Raw genomic sequence first — 15932 nt, forward strand, 5'->3', positions numbered from 1 at the left:
CCATACCCCCTATAGGTATAATCTCGAACGACCCGTACACAGATGAAGGAGTTACATACTATGGCAACCACGACCGAGTACCAGGTGACCGGGATGAGTTGCGGGCACTGCGAGACCGCGATCGGCGCCGAGGTTTCCGAGATCGCCGGGGTGACCGGGATCGAGGTCAGTGCCCAAACCGGGCGTCTGGCGGTGACCGCCGAGCAGCCCGTCGAAGATGCCGCGGTGATCGCCGCCGTTGACGAGGCCGGCTACACCGCCGTCAGAAACTGAGCATGAAGGCCCCTGCACGGCTGGGCCTGTACGGGCTGGTCCTCGTGGTCGTGTTCGCCGTGGCTGGATTCACGGCGAACGCCGTCATCCCCGAGGACACCGTGCAGGCCTGGGTCGAAGAGACACCAGAAGACCATCATGGACAAGGAGACGATGAGATGAACAGCGGCGGGCACGAAGCTCATGGGGCTGACGCAGCCTCTCTTGGCCTCGGCCTAGCCCAGGACGGCTACCAACTCACGGAGGTGGGCACACCCGACCATACCGGCACCGAGGACGAACTGACCTTCGCGCTGACGGACCCGACGGACAGCCAGTGACCGACTTCGAACTCGAGCACGAGCAAGAGATGCACCTGATCGTCGTCCGCGCTGACGGGCAGCATTTCCGCCACGTGCACCCCAAACGTGACGAAGCCGGCACCTGGTCGATCCCTTGGGAATGGGCCGCCGCCGGCACCTACCGGATCTTCGCCGACTTCGTACCGGCCCAGACCGGCGAGGGCATGACCCTGTCGACCGCGGTGCAGGTTGCCGGTGACTACGACCCGGCACCGGCCGATCACCCGGTCACCGAGGCCGCGGTGGACGGTTTCGATGTGGCCGTCGAGGGCGACCTTGTTGCCGGGAGGGCCTCCGACCTGACCATGACGATCACCCGCGAAGGTGAACCCGTCACTGAACTGGAGCCCTACCTGGGTGCCTTCGGGCACCTGGTGGCCCTGCGTGATGGGGATCTGGCCTACCTGCATGTCCACCCGCACGGGGATGCTCCCGAGGCCGGTGAGACATCGGGTCCGGAGATCGTCTTCGAGGCCACCGCGCCCACCGCGGGCCGGTACCTGCTGTACCTGGACTTCCAGGTCGACGGGCAAGTCTACACCGCCGCCCTGGTGATCGACACCACCACCGGCGATACCACTGGCAATAACACCGACAGCGGCGACTCGGACACCGGCGAGGAAGGAGCCGACCATGACCACTGAGCACACCAGCACCGAAGTGAATCTCACCGGCGTTGAGTTGAAGATCGGTGGCATGACCTGCGCCTCGTGCGCGAACCGAGTCGAGAAGAAACTCAACAAACTCGACGGGGTCCATGCGAGCGTGAACTACGCGACCGAGAAGGCAACCGTCACCGCTCCTGCCGGCTATGACCCCCAGTTGCTGATCGCCGAGGTGGAGAAGACCGGCTACACCGCCGAACTCCCACCCTCTGCCAAGGACAACTCCAGCGCCTCTGGTGATGAGAGCGAGTCGTCCGAGGATGCTGAGATCAGGGTGCTCAAGCAGCGCCTGATCGGCGCGGCGGTCCTGTCGGTGCCGGTCATCGCGATGGCGATGATCCCGGCGTTGCAGTTCGACTACTGGGGCTTCGCCTCCCTGGTCCTGGCCACACCGGTGGTGGTGTGGGCGGGCTGGCCCTTCCACAAGGCCGCCTGGGCCAACCTTAAGCACGGGGCGGCCACCATGGACACCCTGATCTCGGTGGGCACGACCGCCGCGTTGATCTGGTCGATCATCGCCCTGTTCTTCGGCACCGCCGGGCAGCCAGGCGTGGTGCACCCCTTCGAATTCACGATCTCCCGCTCCGATGGCCTCGGGCACATCTACCTGGAGGTCGGGGCCGGGGTGATCACCTTCATCCTACTGGGCCGCTATTTCGAGAAGCGCTCCAAGCGTCAAGCTGGGGCAGCCCTGCGTGCCCTGATGGAACTCGGGGCGAAAGAAGTCTCCATCCTGCGAAACGGGCAGGAGGAGCGGGTCTCTATCGATGAGCTCTCCGAAGGCGACGAGTTCGTGGTCCGTCCCGGTGAGAAGATCGCCACCGACGGGGTGATCACCTCGGGTAACTCCGCAATTGATGCTTCGATGCTGACCGGCGAGTCCGTGCCGGTGGAGGTCACAGTGGGTGACCCGGTGACAGGGGCCACGGTCAATGCTGGTGGCCGCCTCGTGGTCAAGGCCACCCGGGTGGGTTCGGACACTCAGTTGGCGCAGATGGCCAAGATGGTCGAGGACGCCCAGTCCGGCAAGGCCGAGATCCAACGGCTGGCCGACCGGGTCTCGTCGGTATTCGTGCCCGTGGCCATTGCGGTCGCGATCGCCGCCCTGGGTGCCTGGCTCGGGGCCGGGTTCCCGGTCAGCGCCGCCTTCACCGCCACGGTCGCGGTGCTGATCATCGCCTGCCCCTGCGCCCTGGGCCTGGCGACACCGACCGCGCTGCTGGTCGGCACCGGGCGTGGCGCGCAGATGGGCGTGCTCATCAAGGGCCCGGAGGTGCTGGAGTCCACCCGAAAGGTCGACACCATCGTGCTGGACAAGACCGGCACCGTCACCACCGGCAAGATGACCCTGACCGAGACGATCACCGCCGACGGGGTGGACCGCGAGGACCTGCTGCGTATCGCCGGCGGCCTGGAGGACTACTCCGAGCATCCCATCGCCCGGGCCATCGCCGCCGGAGCCACCGCGCAGGTGGGCGAACTGCCAACCCCGGAGTCCTTCGAGAACATCGAGGGCAAGGGTGTCCAGGGCGTGGTCGATGGTCACGCGGTGCTCGCCGGCCGCGAGACGCTGCTGAATGACTGGTCGATGTACCTCGACGAGCACCTCAAGGCCGCCAAGCAGGCCGCAGAGGCCGAGGGCAAGACCGCGATCGCCGTCGGCTGGGACGGTGCCGCCCGGGGTGTGCTGGTCGTCTCCGACCAGATCAAGCCCACCAGCGCTGAGGCCATCTCTCAGTTCAAGGAGTTGGGTTTGACTCCGGTGCTGCTGACCGGGGACAACCAGACCGTGGCCGAGCAGGTCGCCTCCGAGGTCGGCATCGACCAGGTCATCGCCGAGGTGTTGCCCAAGGACAAGGTCGACGTCGTCGCCCGCTTGCAGGACGAGGGCAAGGTCGTGGCGATGGTCGGTGACGGGGTGAACGACGCCCCGGCTCTGGCGCAGGCTGACCTCGGTCTGGCGATGGGCACCGGGACTGACGTCGCGATCGAAGCCGCCGACATCACCCTCGTGCGCGGAGACCTGCGAGCTGCCGCGGATGCGATCCGCCTGGCACGCAGGACGCTACGCACGATCAAGCAGAACCTGTTCTGGGCCTTCGGGTACAACACCACCGCGATCCCGATCGCCGCCTTCGGACTGCTCAACCCGATGCTCGCCGGCGCGGCCATGGCCTTCTCCAGCGTGTCCGTGGTCACCAACAGCCTACGGCTGCGCAGGTTCAAGGCCAAAGCCGACCAGCACACCACCCCGGACGCCTCCGAAACCGCACCGGCACGCGAGCCGGTGAACACCTGACGCATCGTCGTCGACACCAGAGAAGGGAACACAGAAGATGACTGCACACGACCACCACGCCCACAACCACGGCGACCACAGCCACGGGGATACTTCTGGCGGCTGCAGCGGACACGCGCCCAAGACCGAAGACCTCGCCGCAGCGCAGGGTGACGATGTTACCGAATGTCTAGTGATGCCCGGGACCCCGGTGATCAAGTCACAAGCCGAAGAGGCAGGGCTCTACCGCGACTACCAGGGCCAGCGGTATTGGTTGTGCTGTGACGCCTGCGGGCCGCTATTCGACGCCGATCCCGACCGGTACGCGAACGCGGCTTGAACAATCAGTATGAGCGATTCCGGGCTTGCCGAGGTGACAGATCGGCCCCGATTCCTCGGTATTCGAAGAACACCGGACCACGGCGGTGATCACGGTGATGAGGACACCGACCCTCACGAGGATATGGACCACCTGGCAGACGGCGGGCCGGTGCCCGAGGGCATGACCGAGCCCGCCGACCCCGAATACCCGGTGGGCAGCGAAGTGAGGTGGACGGCTGACCACATGGAAGGCGTGGAGGGAGTGACGGCCACGATCGCATCATCAACCGAGGAGACCGGCTACGTCGTCAACCATGAAGCTGACGGAATGACGAGGACCAACCACAAATGGGCCGTCGAGAGCGAGATCGACCCCGATGCCCGAGCGGGCCCCGCACAGAGCCAGTAGCGCTCTGTGATGAGGTGCCAGCCGTGCATCGAAGAGGAGGAATGAGACCGGTATGAGCAACCAGCACAATGCGCACGCCCAGCACGAGGGGCAGCCCGATCACCACAACCACCGGGCCAATCCCGGTCACGACCACCAGCATGAGGCTCACCACCAGCACGAGAATACCCACGATGGGCATACCGGGCATGAACACCACGGCGGTCACGACCACGAGGGCCACGAAGGTCACGGGCACGAAGGTGAGCACCACGCTGGTCATGAAGCACATGGCGGGCACGCGGGGCACGGCCACGGCGATCACGGTGACCATGTCGGGCAGTTCCGGCGGCTGTTCTGGATCATGCTCCTGCTGGCGGTGCCGGTCGTGGGCTTCAACCACATGTTCGCCGACTTGCTCGGCTACCAGCTGCCCGATGCCGCGTGGGTGTGGTGGGTCTCCCCGGTGCTGGGCACGATCATCTATGTCTGGGGTGGTCAGCCGTTCCTGACCGGCGCGGTCTCAGAGATCCGCGCCCGCCAGCCTGGGATGATGTTGTTGATCGGGTTAGCCATCACGGTGGCGTTCATTGCCTCCTTAGGTGCAAGCCTTGGCCTTCTGGACCACGAACTGAACTTCTGGTGGGAACTGGCGCTGCTGGTGGTCATCATGCTGTTGGGCCACTGGATCGAGATGCGGTCGCTGGCCCAGACCACCTCGGCGCTGGATTCCTTGGCTGCGCTGCTGCCCGATGAGGCCGAGAAGCTTCAGGGTGATGACATCGTCAAGGTGGCACCGGGCGACTTGGTGCTCGGCGATGTGGTGATCGTGCGGCCCGGATCGTCGGTGCCGGCTGATGGCAGGATCGTGGACGGTTCGGCCAGTATGGACGAGTCGATGATCACCGGTGAGTCCAAGGCGGTGCGTCGTGATAACGGTGACCAGGTGATTGCCGGCACCGTCGCTACCGATTCCGGCCTGCAGGTAGAGGTCACCGCCATTGGCGATGACACCACCCTGGCAGGGATCCAGAAACTGGTTTCCGATGCCCAGTCCTCCTCTTCGCGGGCGCAGCGCATCGCCGATACGGCCGCGGGTTGGCTTTTCTGGTTCGCCCTCGGTGCGGGCCTGATCACTGCGATCGTGTGGTCTTTGCTGGGCGTGCCGGATGCTGCGGTGGTCCGGACCATCACCGTGCTGGTGATCGCCTGCCCGCACGCTCTGGGTCTGGCGATTCCGCTGGTGGTCTCGATCGCCACCGAGCGTGCCGCACGCGGTGGGGTGCTGGTGAAGGACCGGCTCGCGCTTGAGTCGATGCGGACAGTGGATTCCGTTCTGTTCGACAAGACCGGGACCCTGACCAAGGGAGAGCCCACGGTCTCCGGCGTCGAACCGGTCGGGCAGCGCAGTGCAGATGAGGTGCTGGCACTGGCAGCGGCCGCAGAGTACGCAAGTGAGCATCCCTTGGCCAAGGCGATCGTGGGCGCCGCACGCGACCGCGACCTGCACCTTGCCAGTGCCCAGGACTTCTCCTCCTCTCCGGCAGTCGGAGTTAAGGCCACCGTCGAGGGCGCTGCCATCGAGGTGGGAGGCCCGTACTTGCTGGACCAGCACAGCCTGAGCGAACTGGCTGTCGTAGAGGACTGGCGAGCCGAGGGTGCCATCATCCTGCACGTGATAGCCGACGGGGAAATCATCGGGGCACTGCGCCTTGATGATGAGATCCGCCCGGAGTCCCGTGATGCTGTCGATGCGCTGCACGCTGCAGGTGCTCAGGTGGTGATGATCACCGGGGACGCCCCCAGGCGGTTGCCGATACGGTGGCCGCTGAACTAGGCATCGACCGGGTCTTTGCAGGTGTGCGACCGGAAGACAAGGCAGCGAAGGTCGAGGAACTGCAGAGCGAGGGCCGTAAGGTGGCGATGGTCGGGGACGGTGTCAATGATGCCCCTGCACTGGCTCAAGCAGACGTGGGCATCGCGATCGGTGCCGGGACCGATGTGGCGATCGGGTCCGCAGGGGTGATCCTGGCCTCCTCCGATCCCCGTTCTGTGCTTTCAGTGATCGACCTGTCCCGAGCCAGTTATCGCAAGATGAAGCAGAACCTGTGGTGGGCTGCGGGCTACAACCTCGCCGCAGTCCCCCTGGCCGCTGGTGTACTCGCACCGATCGGGTTCGTGCTGCCGATGAGCGTCGGTGCCATCTTGATGTCTGCGTCCACCGTCGTGGTGGCGCTCAATGCCCAACTGCTACGCCGCTTGGACCTGGAGCCGGCTGTCAGCACCGCCAAGTTCCTCGACCAGGCCCCGGCCGAACGATCGGCCACCAACACCAGTGCAAAGACTCATCAGGAGCAGAGATGACTACCACAGCAACCTCACCGCAGTCCCGAGAAGAACCTGGTCACGGCTACATCAGCGACAAGCACCGCTACCTCGCCCGTCTCAAGCGCATCGAAGGGCAAGTCCGCGGCATCCACCGAATGGTCGACGAAGAGATCTACTGCATCGACATCCTGACCCAGGTCAGCGCCGCAACCTCCGCCCTGGAAAACGTGGCGCTCGGCTTGCTGGAAGACCACCTCAAGCACTGCGTCGTCGGTGCGGCCAAGGCCGGCGGAACCGAGGCCGAAGAGAAGATCAAAGAGGCCTCGCAAGCGATTTCCCGACTCGTCAAGTCCTAGAAGGAGGGCTCGTGGGCACCACCCGCACAGTTCTCAGCACCCTCACTGGACTCCTCACCAACGCGTTGGCGACTGAACTCTTCAGCGCGGCACCACGAGCGTCTCGAAACGGCTGCGAATCCAGCATCACGGCAGTTCCAACGCATTGGGCCCTCGAGATCACGATCCGCGCCAGGGCGCGTTGTTGACCCCATCCCGGTGCACCTGACACAGGCGTGGGCGAGCCGTAACCCTACTCAGGTCGATCGTGACCAAGCCAGCCTCAGTTCATCCAAGCCCGACCGAGTCGTGCTGCTTGGAGACCCGATTCGCGGGGCGCGATGCGCGTACCCACGCCACGACAGCCAAGACGGTTCCGAGAACGCCTATGACGCCCAGAACGAGGGCGATCGCGGGCATGCCGATGCTCGCGCCAAGGATGCCTGCCAGGGGGTAGGTGATAAGGAAGCAGGCGTGGGATAAAGAGAACTGCGCGGCGAACACCGCGGGCCGGGTCTGCTCGGTGCTATTGCGGCGCAGCAGCCGCGCGGAGGGGGTGAGGATGGCCGAGGTCGCGGCCCCGAGCAGTACCCACACCGTCAGTAGCGCGAGCCACTGCGCAGTGCCGTCCATCCACGCGATCACCCCCCCCCGGTGAGCAGAATGAGCGGCAGGGCGATACCGCCAGTGAGCATGACCCGTTGGTCAGGCAGGGTGTCGAGGAGTTTGGGCATCCCGAGGGCGACAAGCATCGAACCCCCGCCGTAAGCGCCGAGCATCAGGGCGACATCGGCTTGGGAGCGGCCCAGATCGCCCTGGACGAGGACGACGGTGTTGACAATCACCATCGCGGTGGTGGTCGCGACGACGAGGTTTAGCCCCATCAGGCCCCGCAGTTCGCCGCTGGCCCAGAAGGCGCGCGCACCCCGGGTGAGGCGCTCGAAGAACGGCGAGGGTGGCGGTGCTTCGATGTGCGGGAAGCGGGAGGCGATCACCAGGGCCGCCGAGGCGAGGAACCCGAGCACGGTTCCGACGAAGAGGTTGTGGTAACTGATGACTGTGAGCAGGAGGGCGGCGAGCATCGGACTCACGAGTGATTCCAGGTCGTAGGCCAGCCGTGACAGCGAAAGCGCGCGAGTGTACTCCCCCTCATCGGGCAGCACCGAGGGGATGACGGCCTGAAACGCTGGAGTGAACGTCGCCGACGCCGACTGGAGCAGAAAGATCAGGATGTAGATCTGCCAGGCCTCCGTCACGAACGGAAGAGATACGGCGACCGCGGCCCGGATCAGGTCGGCCCCGATGAGCAGTGCTTTGCGGGGCAGACGCGCGGTCAGTGCCGTAGCGATGGGCGAGACGGCGACGTAGGCGACCATCTTGATCGTCATTGCTACCCCCATCACGATCCCGGCGTCACCGCCGGCGATGTCGAAGGCGAGCAGCCCGAGCGCAACGGTGAGCAGGCCCGTGCCGAGCAGTGCGATGACCTGCGCGCTGAACAACTTCGCGTAGGTCGGGTTCCGCAGGACGGCGATCATGAGGTCGGGCCTAACAGGTCGAGAATGAACAATGCGACAGCCCTACTGCGGGGGCGGGTGATGGTGCGGCGGGATCTGTCCGTTCGCCACGGCGTGCTCGGCCTGCTTGATCGCCTCGACCACCAGTGCCACGGCATGCTCATCGGTGAGGCGGTAGAGCACGCTCGTGCCCTCCTGACGGGTCGTGACCATCCGCGCCATCCGCAGCCTGGCGAGGTGCTGGGAGACCCCGGACGGCTTCTTACCCACCAGTTCGGCCAGCGCGTTCACCGGGAGCTCCTCAGCCTGCCGCAGCGCGAGCACGATCCTGATTCTCGTCGGGTCGGACAGGATGCCCAGCACCTCAGCCGCCAGGTCGACGTACTCCGATGACGGGTCCATCCCGCAAGACTTAGTGCCTGCATTCATACGCAGACACTAACACGCGCCGTGTGGCACTGTCCGCGGACGGGGATCCCTTCGTACCACGTTCCATAACTCTCCCCCTCGGACGAAAACCTGGCAACACGCTGACATCGGGGTTCTACCGTGAATTCGGCGGCGATCGAAACCAATCTCCGGAGCGTCCGGCGTGTTTTCTCCAGCGATGTAAAGGAATCAGGCAACGGGGCTTGTCCCACGCAACGGTGTGCTACCCGGGCGCGATCCAACTTATGCCACCCGTATGAATCCACCGAAGACGAACCTTCTAGTTACAACGACGCGGGTGCTCGGCTTCGCAGACTGCACGGAGAACGGGTCGCTGGCACACAAGCCGTACCCCGTGGGGAATTTCGTGCCCCATCGGCTGTTTGCGTCGGGCGCGGTTGTCGCGGGCCGTTAGTCCCAGGCCTTTGCTCTCCGTTGCCCGTAGCCTGGAGGCATACGACCACTTTGGGATGTGACACCATGACGACCTTCGACGTCCAGCCCGATCTCCAGCCCGCGTGGCGTGGGTTCGCCGAGGGGCCGTGGACACGGACGATCAACGTGCGCGACTTTCTCGCCCGTAACTACGAGCCGTACCACGACGGGCCGGAGTTCCTGGCCGGTCCCACCACCAAGACCAGTGATCTCTGGGAGACCCTGGAGCGCGACTACCTGTCGGTGGAGTTAGAGCGGCGGGTCTATGCGGTGGACACCACCACCCCGGCGGACATCGACGCGTTCGCTCCCGGGTACATCAGCGCCGACGATGACGTCATCGTCGGGCTGCAGACCGATGTCCCACTGAAGCGCGCGATGATGCCGGCCGGCGGCTGGCGGATGGTGGAGACCGCGATCGGTGAGGCCGGCGGCGAGGTTGATGAGCGGATCAAGGAGATTTTCACCAAATACCGCAAGACCCACAACGACGCGGTGTTCGACATGTACACCCCGCGGATCCGCTCGGCGCGTACGGCGCACCTGATCACCGGGCTGCCGGACGCCTACGGGCGCGGCCGGATCATCGGTGACTACCGGCGGGTGGCCCTGTACGGTGTCGATGCGCTGATCGCGCAGAAGACCCAGGCGCTAGCGGATCGGGACGGAGATGGATTCTCCGAGGAGTGGGCCCGGTCCCGGGAGGAGCACGCCGAGCAGATCAAGGCCCTCCGCAAGTTGATCACGCTCGGCACCCAGTACGGATTCGATCTGACCCGCCCTGCGGCCGATGCCCGGGAGGCGGTGCAGTGGACCTACCTGGCCTATCTGGGGGCGATCAAGTCCCAGGACGGCGCGGCCATGAGCTTCGGGCGGCTGTCGGGATTCTTCGACATCTACATCGCCCGGGACATCGCCGCGGGCGTGCTGACCGAGAGCCAGGCCCAGGAACTCATCGATGCCCTGGTGATCAAGTTGCGGATCGTGCGGTTCCTGCGCACGAAAGCCTACGATCAGGTCTTCTCCGGCGACCCCTACTGGGCCACTTGGACCGACGGCGGGCTGGGTGAGGACACGCGGACCATGGTCACCCGCACCTCGTTCCGGCTGCTGCAGACCCTGCGCAACCTGGGCCCGGCACCGGAGCCGAACATCACGGTGCTGTGGGACGAGTCGCTGCCGTCGGCCTACAAGGACTTCGCCGCAGCGATCAGCGTGGAGACGTCCTCGCTGCAGTACATCTCCGATGCCCACGTGCGCGAGCATTTCGGTGACGACGCGGCGATCGCCTGCTGCGTCTCGGCGATGCGCATCGGTCGGCAGATGCAGTTCTTCGGTGCCCGGATGAATATCGGCAAGACGTTGCTGTACGCGCTGAACGGTGGCCGTGACGAGAGGTCCGGTCAGCAGGTGGTGCCCGGCTTCGAACCGGTGGCCGGGACCGGACCACTGGACTTCGAGGAGGTCTGGGCGAAGTTCGACGCCATGCTCGGCTGGGTGGCTGAAACCTACGTCGAGGCACTGAACATCATCCACTACAGCCACGACAAGTACGCCTACGAGGCGATCGAGATGGCCCTGCACGACAGCGAGATCGTGCGCACCCTGGGCTGCGGGATCGCCGGGTTGTCGATCGTGGCGGATAGCCTCGCGGCCATCCGGTACGCCCAGGTCACCCCCGTGCGCGACCGGACCGGGCTGATCACCGACTACCCGACGACAGGGCACTTCCCCCGCTACGGCAACGACGACGATCTGGCAGATGACATCGCCCGGCGGGTGGTCACCACGGTGATGAACAAGATCCGCGGGTTGCCCCGCTACCGTGACGCGGTGCCCACCCAGTCGGTGCTGACGATCACCTCCAACGTGGTCTACGGCAAGGCCACCGGCTCCTTCCCGTGTGGGCACCAGGCCGGTACCCCGTTCTCCCCCGGTGCCAACCCCGGCAACGGCCGGGATACCCATGGGATGGTCGCCTCGATGCTGTCGGTGGCCAAACTCCCCTACGGCGATGCGCTGGACGGGATCTCCCTGACTAACACGATCACCCCTTCCGGGCTGGGGCAGACCAAGGACGAGCAGGTGGCGAACCTGACCGGGGTGCTGGACGCCGGGTTCGGCTCAGGGTTGTTCCACGCGAACATCAACGTGCTGAACAAGGACACCCTGACCGATGCGATGCAGAACCCGGAGAACTACCCGAACCTGACCGTCCGGGTCTCGGGCTATGCGGTGAACTTCGTCAAACTCACCCGTGAGCAGCAACTCGATGTGCTGTCCCGCACCTTCCACTCCTCGTCATGACGACCCTGAAAAGCTCGCGCGGTGCAGCCTTGCCGGGCGACGAGGGCTTCATGGCCCCACGGCAGCGGCTGGCCGGCGCCGGCCTGGCCGGGCTGCCTGAGTCGGCATTGGAACACGGTGAGCGCTTCGCGGCAATGCGCAGTGGCGAGTTGGGCTCGGTGCACTCCTGGGAGTTGTCTACTGCGGTCGACGGGCCGGGCACGAGACTGGTGGTGTTCCTTGCCGGGTGCCCGCTGCGCTGCCAGTTCTGTCACAACCCCGACACCGTGCGGATGGAGGACGGGCACGCGGTGATGGCCGACGACGTACTCGCGCTGGTGCGCCGGTACCGCAAGGTTTTCGCTGCCACGGGCGGTGGGCTGACCCTCTCCGGCGGTGAGGTGCTGATGCAGTCGGCGTTCGCGGCCCGCATCCTGGCCGGGGCCAAGCAGATGGGCGTTCATACCGCGATCGACACCTCCGGGTACCTCGGCACGGCCTGCACGGAGGCGATGCTGGGCGATGTCGACCTGGTGCTGCTGGATGTGAAGTCCGGTGATGAACAGACCTATGAGCGGGTGACCCGCGCGTCACTGGCGCCCACGCTTGAGTTCGGCGATCGGCTGGCCGGCGCCGGGGTGGAGATCTGGGTGCGTTTCGTGCTGGTGCCCGGGCTGACCGATGCTGCCCAGAACGTGGATAACGTGGCCGGCCACGCGGCCCGATGGGACACCGTGAGCCGGGTCGAGGTATTGCCGTTCCACCAGATGGGCCGGGACAAGTGGACCGCCCTGGGCCTGGATTACACACTCGCGGACACCGAGCCGCCGTCGCCAGAAATGACCGAGCGGGCGCGCGAGCAGTTCCGGGCCCACGGCCTGACCACGTACTGAGTAGTCAGCCGGTTTCGCTAACGAGGAGCGGATGCAGGCCGATAGGAGGGAGTAGACGACGAACGGAGGACGGTGGACGGGATCCTCGCCATCTCTCATCGCGTGGCGCAGATCGAGGCGACCCTCGGCTCGGTCGCGGCCCCACGCGTGCAGCCCTCCGCAGCACCTGCCGCATCATTCGCCGAAGTCCTCGCCAACGCCGTCGCCGACACGACCCCGACTGTGACCGCAGCATCTTCCAACCTTGGACCATCTGGGTTCCAGGTCAATACCGACGGCATACCGGTCGATCTCGCGGCCTACGGAAACGGCCGCATCCCTCGAGACGCTCTCGAACCAGTGGGCAACACCGGCCACAGACTGTGGGCACCCGCCGCCCAGTCCTTCGAGAAACTGCTGACGGCGGCTGCGGCCGACGGCGTGACCATCGGCGTCACCGACTCCTACCGCCCCTACGACGTGCAGGTCGACGTCGTTCGACGCAAGGGCCTGTACTCCGAGGGCGGCCTGGGCGCCAGGCCGGGCACCAGCCAACACGGCTGGGGAATGGCCGTGGACCTCGACCTGAACGCACCGGCGCAAGCATGGATGCGCACAAACGCCGCACAGTTCGGATTCGTCGAGGACACCCCGCGCGAGCCCTGGCACTGGGCATTCCAACCCTCCTAAATACGGAGATCCGGTACCCGCCGATTTCAGCCCACACTCTGGGTGTTGCACGCGCCGGTAACGCTTGCGGATGACTGCCCGCGAGCCTGGGACCAATACCTGCGCCGACCGCGAGAATGAAGGACATGAATTCGGAACCTTCTGACGTGAACCTGCCCCGAGTACTTGTCGTAGACGATGAGCCACCGCTGGCACGACTGGTCGCGAACTACCTGGAACAGCACGGTTTCGAGGTACAGGTCACTGGTGACGGCAGCGACGCGATCCAGCGGGCTCGCCAGTGGCATCCCGGCGTGATCGTGCTCGACCTCGGCCTGCCGGGAACAGATGGTGTCGAGGTTTGCCGCGCGGTACGCACCTTCTCCGACTGTTACATCATCATGCTCACCGCTCGGGCGGAGGAGGTGGACAAACTCATCGGGCTGTCGGTGGGCGCCGATGACTACGTCACCAAACCCTTCAGTCCGCGTGAGTTGGTCGCCCGGGTGCGGGCCATGCTGCGTCGCCCACGCCAGGACACCGGGCCGCGCGGGGCGGGCGTGTCCTTCGGCTCGCTGAGCATCGATGTCCTGAGCCGGGAGGTATACATCGAGGGGGAGCCCGTAGGGCTGACCCGCACTGAGTTCGACGTCCTCGCGGCGCTGGCGGAGCGCCCGAACATGGCCTTCTCGCGCCGTCAACTCATCGAGACAGTGTGGGGACCGGGGTGGGTGGGTGATGAGCGCTTGGTCGATGTCCACATCGCGCAACTGCGGCGAAAACTCGGGGATGACGCCTCGGCGCCAAAGTTCATCAGGACGGTGCGGGGCGTGGGCTACCGGATGGGCCGCGGGGAGTGATCCCCGCACCGCGCGGTCGGTGGGGTCTCGGCGCCCGGCTCCTGGCCACCCTGAGGCTGTCGGTGGCAGCCGGATCGCTGCGGCACCTACCGTATCTCTTCGAGCGCCTCTACCGCGCCGAGGCGGCTTGGGACCGCGCCTACGAGTGGGCAGGAATCGGGCTCGCCATCAGTCACTCCATCGTCCGAGCCCACGGCGGCACCGTGACCGTGGACAGCGCAGGCCCAGACCACAGCGCTGTCTTCACCGTCGAACTGTCCCTGGTCGCCTCGAACCGGCCGCAGCCCCGCTCAACCTGACGGCGCGCTCTCCTTGGCGATCCTGATCGGGCAACTCGGGAGCCGATCGCGTCTCGTCGCGTGCCTCGGCGCCGGGAAAGAGAGCTCTGATGGCCCACATGCCAAGGGCCATGAAGACCAGGCAGATCGCGAGAAGCGGTATCCAAACGCCGATATCCATGACGGGTCCTCCTGCCTGTCCCGGTCCGGTCACCTGACGGGTTCAGGCACGCCCGGCTCGGGGACCACGTGGTCTGCAGACCACTGATGAGTGCCGCTGCGAACAATCAGCGCGATGCTGACGGCGATGCTGACCAGGGCCCACAACTGGGGCTGTGTCAGGCCAAGGATGACCGGGTCGTTGGTCCGCAGGAACTCCACCAGGAAACGTGACAGGCCCGACAGGCCCAGGTACGCCCCAAAGACTGCCAAGGGCGCCCACCGCCGGACAAGCACCACCAGGACGGCGGCGGCAACCGCTGCCAGGATCGCCTCATACAGCGGGGTGGGGTGGACAGGCACATCTGTGGCGACCACGCCGGAGGGGAAGGCCATCCCCCACGGCAGATCGGTGGGACGCCCGTAGGTTCCATCACCACTGACGAAGCAGCCCAGTCGGCCGATGCCGTACGCCACCGTCAAGGGGACGGCGACCGCCCCAGCGACGATGTCCACCGGTAACTGGTGGCGCCGAATGACGACTAGGGCCGCAATGACGCCCCCCACCAGTCCGCCGTACCAGGTGAAGCCCATCCCGCCCAGGTCGTGCACGGTGATGGCGGGATATTGTTCGAGCAGGTAGTAGATCTTCGCGCCGACGAACCCCCAGAGCGTCGCCCACAGCACCAGCGCGTGAGCGGAGTCCTTCTTCAGCCCCCGCCGTTCGAAGGCCCGACCCAGCAACCACGCAGCCACCAGGGCAGCGGCCGCCTTGCTCACTCCGTAACTTTGCACATCGATCCCGAGGATCGTGAACAATTCCGGACGCATGCTCTCCCCACTTCTCGTGTCACGCATCACCGCTCCGCCGGCGGTGTCTTTCACACCACGATGACCGACGTTCACGAAGAAGACTTGCGCCGTTGGATGAAGGTTCGCTGAAGACACTGAACGCCCGCTTTGAGTAGTCACGGGCGAGTTGCCGCGCGACTGCGCCCACCAGGCCCTCGAGCCCTTCGGCGCCTCCCACCGCGGGGCGGCGGTCGCTTCTTCGAAGGTTCTTCGCTCTGAATTCTCGAATGGGGGTCTGGCCGTGGCCCGGAGGCACCGCTCCCCCGTTCCTTCAAGCCGTGCAGCAACCGCCACCACGTCTTCATGGTTTCTTCATCGTCCCTTCGGCGGTATGGACACATTCGGGTGGTTATCTGGTACGCATACCCAGCAGGGGTATAGGAGGTGTGGGACTGTGAAGACGAAGGTGTATCGAGTGTGGGGGCTGACGTGCGAGGTGTGCCTGGCGCGGCTGCTGGAGCGGGTGCGCAACTTACCCGGTGTGAGGACCGCCGCGCTCGATCTGGTCAGAGATGGTGAGTCGCGTCTGGCGCTCACCGCCAGCCCCGCCCTCCCGCCGCAGGCCGTTCGTGCCGCGGTCGAGGACACCGGGTTCTCCCTGTCCGCCCCGGCTGCCGAGTCAGCAGCATCTACGGAGGTGTGATCG

General features: G+C 65.7%; 17 protein-coding genes and 1 pseudogene. 14 read left to right on the top strand and 4 right to left on the bottom strand.

Features of this window, described 5'->3' with window-relative positions; genetic code table 11:
* The first annotated feature begins 60 nt into the window (after nucleotides 1-60).
* From ACRRRO_RS19435 to ACRRRO_RS19470, 8 genes and pseudogenes are all read left to right on the top strand, one after another.
* Entirely contained in the window at nucleotides 61-273 is a 213-nt protein-coding gene (locus tag ACRRRO_RS19435; RefSeq protein WP_424789185.1) for a heavy-metal-associated domain-containing protein, read from the top strand.
* Between the two features lie 2 nt (nucleotides 274-275).
* A complete protein-coding gene (locus tag ACRRRO_RS19440) occupies nucleotides 276-593 on the top strand; it encodes a hypothetical protein (RefSeq protein WP_434080727.1) in 318 nt (105 codons plus the stop codon).
* On the top strand, nucleotides 590-1258 hold the full coding sequence (locus tag ACRRRO_RS19445; RefSeq protein WP_434080728.1) for a hypothetical protein: 669 nt from the start codon (nucleotides 590-592) through the stop codon (nucleotides 1256-1258). The genes ACRRRO_RS19440 and ACRRRO_RS19445 overlap by 4 nt, the downstream gene beginning before the upstream one ends.
* On the top strand, nucleotides 1248-3578 hold the full coding sequence (locus ACRRRO_RS19450; RefSeq protein WP_424789187.1) for a heavy metal translocating P-type ATPase: 2331 nt from the start codon (nucleotides 1248-1250) through the stop codon (nucleotides 3576-3578). Before ACRRRO_RS19445 ends, ACRRRO_RS19450 begins: the two co-directional genes overlap by 11 nt.
* A gap of 175 nt (nucleotides 3579-3753) precedes the next feature.
* Nucleotides 3754-3897 carry a YHS domain-containing protein gene (locus ACRRRO_RS19455; protein WP_434080729.1) on the top strand — a complete coding sequence of 48 codons (144 nt, stop codon included), beginning with the start codon at nucleotides 3754-3756 and terminating at the stop codon, nucleotides 3895-3897.
* Nucleotides 3898-3906: 9 nt separating this feature from the next.
* Nucleotides 3907-4287, top strand: coding sequence for a DUF1541 domain-containing protein (locus tag ACRRRO_RS19460; RefSeq protein ID WP_424789189.1), 381 nt, complete (start codon nucleotides 3907-3909; stop codon nucleotides 4285-4287).
* Nucleotides 4288-4630: 343 nt separating this feature from the next.
* Nucleotides 4631-6630, top strand: a pseudogene (locus tag ACRRRO_RS19465) (heavy metal translocating P-type ATPase).
* A complete protein-coding gene (locus ACRRRO_RS19470; protein WP_424789191.1) occupies nucleotides 6627-6950 on the top strand; it encodes a metal-sensitive transcriptional regulator in 324 nt (107 codons plus the stop codon). Before ACRRRO_RS19465 ends, ACRRRO_RS19470 begins: the two are co-directional and overlap by 4 nt.
* Nucleotides 6951-7217: 267 nt before the next feature.
* Here the strand turns inward: ACRRRO_RS19470 and ACRRRO_RS19475 are convergent, their stop codons facing one another.
* The 3 genes from ACRRRO_RS19475 to ACRRRO_RS19485 are packed head-to-tail and all read right to left on the bottom strand — an operon-like array spanning nucleotide 7218 to nucleotide 8848.
* Entirely contained in the window at nucleotides 7218-7562 is a 345-nt protein-coding gene (locus ACRRRO_RS19475) for an MFS transporter (RefSeq protein WP_434080730.1), read from the bottom strand.
* A gap of 8 nt (nucleotides 7563-7570) precedes the next feature.
* Nucleotides 7571-8467, bottom strand: a complete 897-nt coding sequence (locus ACRRRO_RS19480; RefSeq protein ID WP_434080731.1) for an MFS transporter — start codon at nucleotides 8465-8467, stop codon at nucleotides 7571-7573.
* 42 nt (nucleotides 8468-8509) lie between these two features.
* Nucleotides 8510-8848, bottom strand: coding sequence for an ArsR/SmtB family transcription factor (locus ACRRRO_RS19485; RefSeq protein ID WP_424790811.1), 339 nt, complete (start codon nucleotides 8846-8848; stop codon nucleotides 8510-8512).
* Between the two features lie 507 nt (nucleotides 8849-9355).
* Here ACRRRO_RS19485 and ACRRRO_RS19490 point away from each other — a divergent pair.
* From ACRRRO_RS19490 to ACRRRO_RS19510, 5 genes are all read left to right on the top strand, one after another.
* A complete protein-coding gene (locus ACRRRO_RS19490) occupies nucleotides 9356-11617 on the top strand; it encodes a formate acetyltransferase (RefSeq protein WP_424797670.1) in 2262 nt (753 codons plus the stop codon).
* A complete protein-coding gene (gene pflA / locus ACRRRO_RS19495) occupies nucleotides 11614-12489 on the top strand; it encodes a pyruvate formate-lyase-activating protein (protein WP_424797669.1) in 876 nt (291 codons plus the stop codon). The genes ACRRRO_RS19490 and pflA overlap by 4 nt, the downstream gene beginning before the upstream one ends.
* Before the next feature lie 72 nt (nucleotides 12490-12561).
* Nucleotides 12562-13158, top strand: a complete 597-nt coding sequence (locus ACRRRO_RS19500) for a M15 family metallopeptidase (RefSeq protein ID WP_424797668.1) — start codon at nucleotides 12562-12564, stop codon at nucleotides 13156-13158.
* Nucleotides 13159-13283: 125 nt separating this feature from the next.
* Complete coding sequence (locus ACRRRO_RS19505) at nucleotides 13284-13997, top strand: response regulator (RefSeq protein ID WP_424797667.1); 714 nt, start codon at nucleotides 13284-13286, stop codon at nucleotides 13995-13997.
* Nucleotides 13998-14059: 62 nt separating this feature from the next.
* Nucleotides 14060-14296: an ATP-binding protein gene (locus ACRRRO_RS19510; RefSeq protein ID WP_424797666.1), complete on the top strand. Its 237-nt coding sequence runs from the start codon at nucleotides 14060-14062 to the stop codon at nucleotides 14294-14296.
* A gap of 189 nt (nucleotides 14297-14485) precedes the next feature.
* Here ACRRRO_RS19510 and ACRRRO_RS19515 read toward each other — a convergent pair whose 3' ends face one another.
* A complete protein-coding gene (locus tag ACRRRO_RS19515) occupies nucleotides 14486-15292 on the bottom strand; it encodes a prolipoprotein diacylglyceryl transferase (RefSeq protein ID WP_424797665.1) in 807 nt (268 codons plus the stop codon).
* A 388-nt stretch (nucleotides 15293-15680) separates the two neighbouring features.
* Between ACRRRO_RS19515 and ACRRRO_RS19520 the strand changes: the two genes are divergently transcribed.
* Entirely contained in the window at nucleotides 15681-15929 is a 249-nt protein-coding gene (locus tag ACRRRO_RS19520; protein ID WP_424797664.1) for a heavy-metal-associated domain-containing protein, read from the top strand.
* The last annotated feature ends 3 nt before the right edge of the window (nucleotides 15930-15932 follow it).

This window comes from Sanguibacter sp. Z1732 (assembly GCF_051020515.1).
Lineage (GTDB): Bacteria > Actinomycetota > Actinomycetes > Actinomycetales > Beutenbergiaceae > CALKWS01.

What these genes read in the sequence shown, in the direction of transcription:
- ACRRRO_RS19435 (WP_424789185.1), top strand. Translation starts at nt 61, where the DNA reads ATGGCAACCACGACCGAGTACCAGGTGACCGGGATGAGTTGCGGGCAC.
- ACRRRO_RS19440 (WP_434080727.1), top strand. Translation starts at nt 276, where the DNA reads ATGAAGGCCCCTGCACGGCTGGGCCTGTACGGGCTGGTCCTCGTGGTC.
- ACRRRO_RS19450 (WP_424789187.1), top strand. Translation starts at nt 1,248, where the DNA reads ATGACCACTGAGCACACCAGCACCGAAGTGAATCTCACCGGCGTTGAG.
- ACRRRO_RS19455 (WP_434080729.1), top strand. Translation starts at nt 3,754, where the DNA reads ATGCCCGGGACCCCGGTGATCAAGTCACAAGCCGAAGAGGCAGGGCTC.
- ACRRRO_RS19460 (WP_424789189.1), top strand. Translation starts at nt 3,907, where the DNA reads ATGAGCGATTCCGGGCTTGCCGAGGTGACAGATCGGCCCCGATTCCTC.
- ACRRRO_RS19470 (WP_424789191.1), top strand. Translation starts at nt 6,627, where the DNA reads ATGACTACCACAGCAACCTCACCGCAGTCCCGAGAAGAACCTGGTCAC.
- ACRRRO_RS19475 (WP_434080730.1), bottom strand. Translation starts at nt 7,562, where the DNA reads ATGGACGGCACTGCGCAGTGGCTCGCGCTACTGACGGTGTGGGTACTG.
- ACRRRO_RS19480 (WP_434080731.1), bottom strand. Translation starts at nt 8,467, where the DNA reads ATGATCGCCGTCCTGCGGAACCCGACCTACGCGAAGTTGTTCAGCGCG.
- ACRRRO_RS19485 (WP_424790811.1), bottom strand. Translation starts at nt 8,848, where the DNA reads ATGGACCCGTCATCGGAGTACGTCGACCTGGCGGCTGAGGTGCTGGGC.
- ACRRRO_RS19490 (WP_424797670.1), top strand. Translation starts at nt 9,356, where the DNA reads ATGACGACCTTCGACGTCCAGCCCGATCTCCAGCCCGCGTGGCGTGGG.
- pflA (WP_424797669.1), top strand. Translation starts at nt 11,614, where the DNA reads ATGACGACCCTGAAAAGCTCGCGCGGTGCAGCCTTGCCGGGCGACGAG.
- ACRRRO_RS19505 (WP_424797667.1), top strand. Translation starts at nt 13,284, where the DNA reads ATGAATTCGGAACCTTCTGACGTGAACCTGCCCCGAGTACTTGTCGTA.
- ACRRRO_RS19515 (WP_424797665.1), bottom strand. Translation starts at nt 15,292, where the DNA reads ATGCGTGACACGAGAAGTGGGGAGAGCATGCGTCCGGAATTGTTCACG.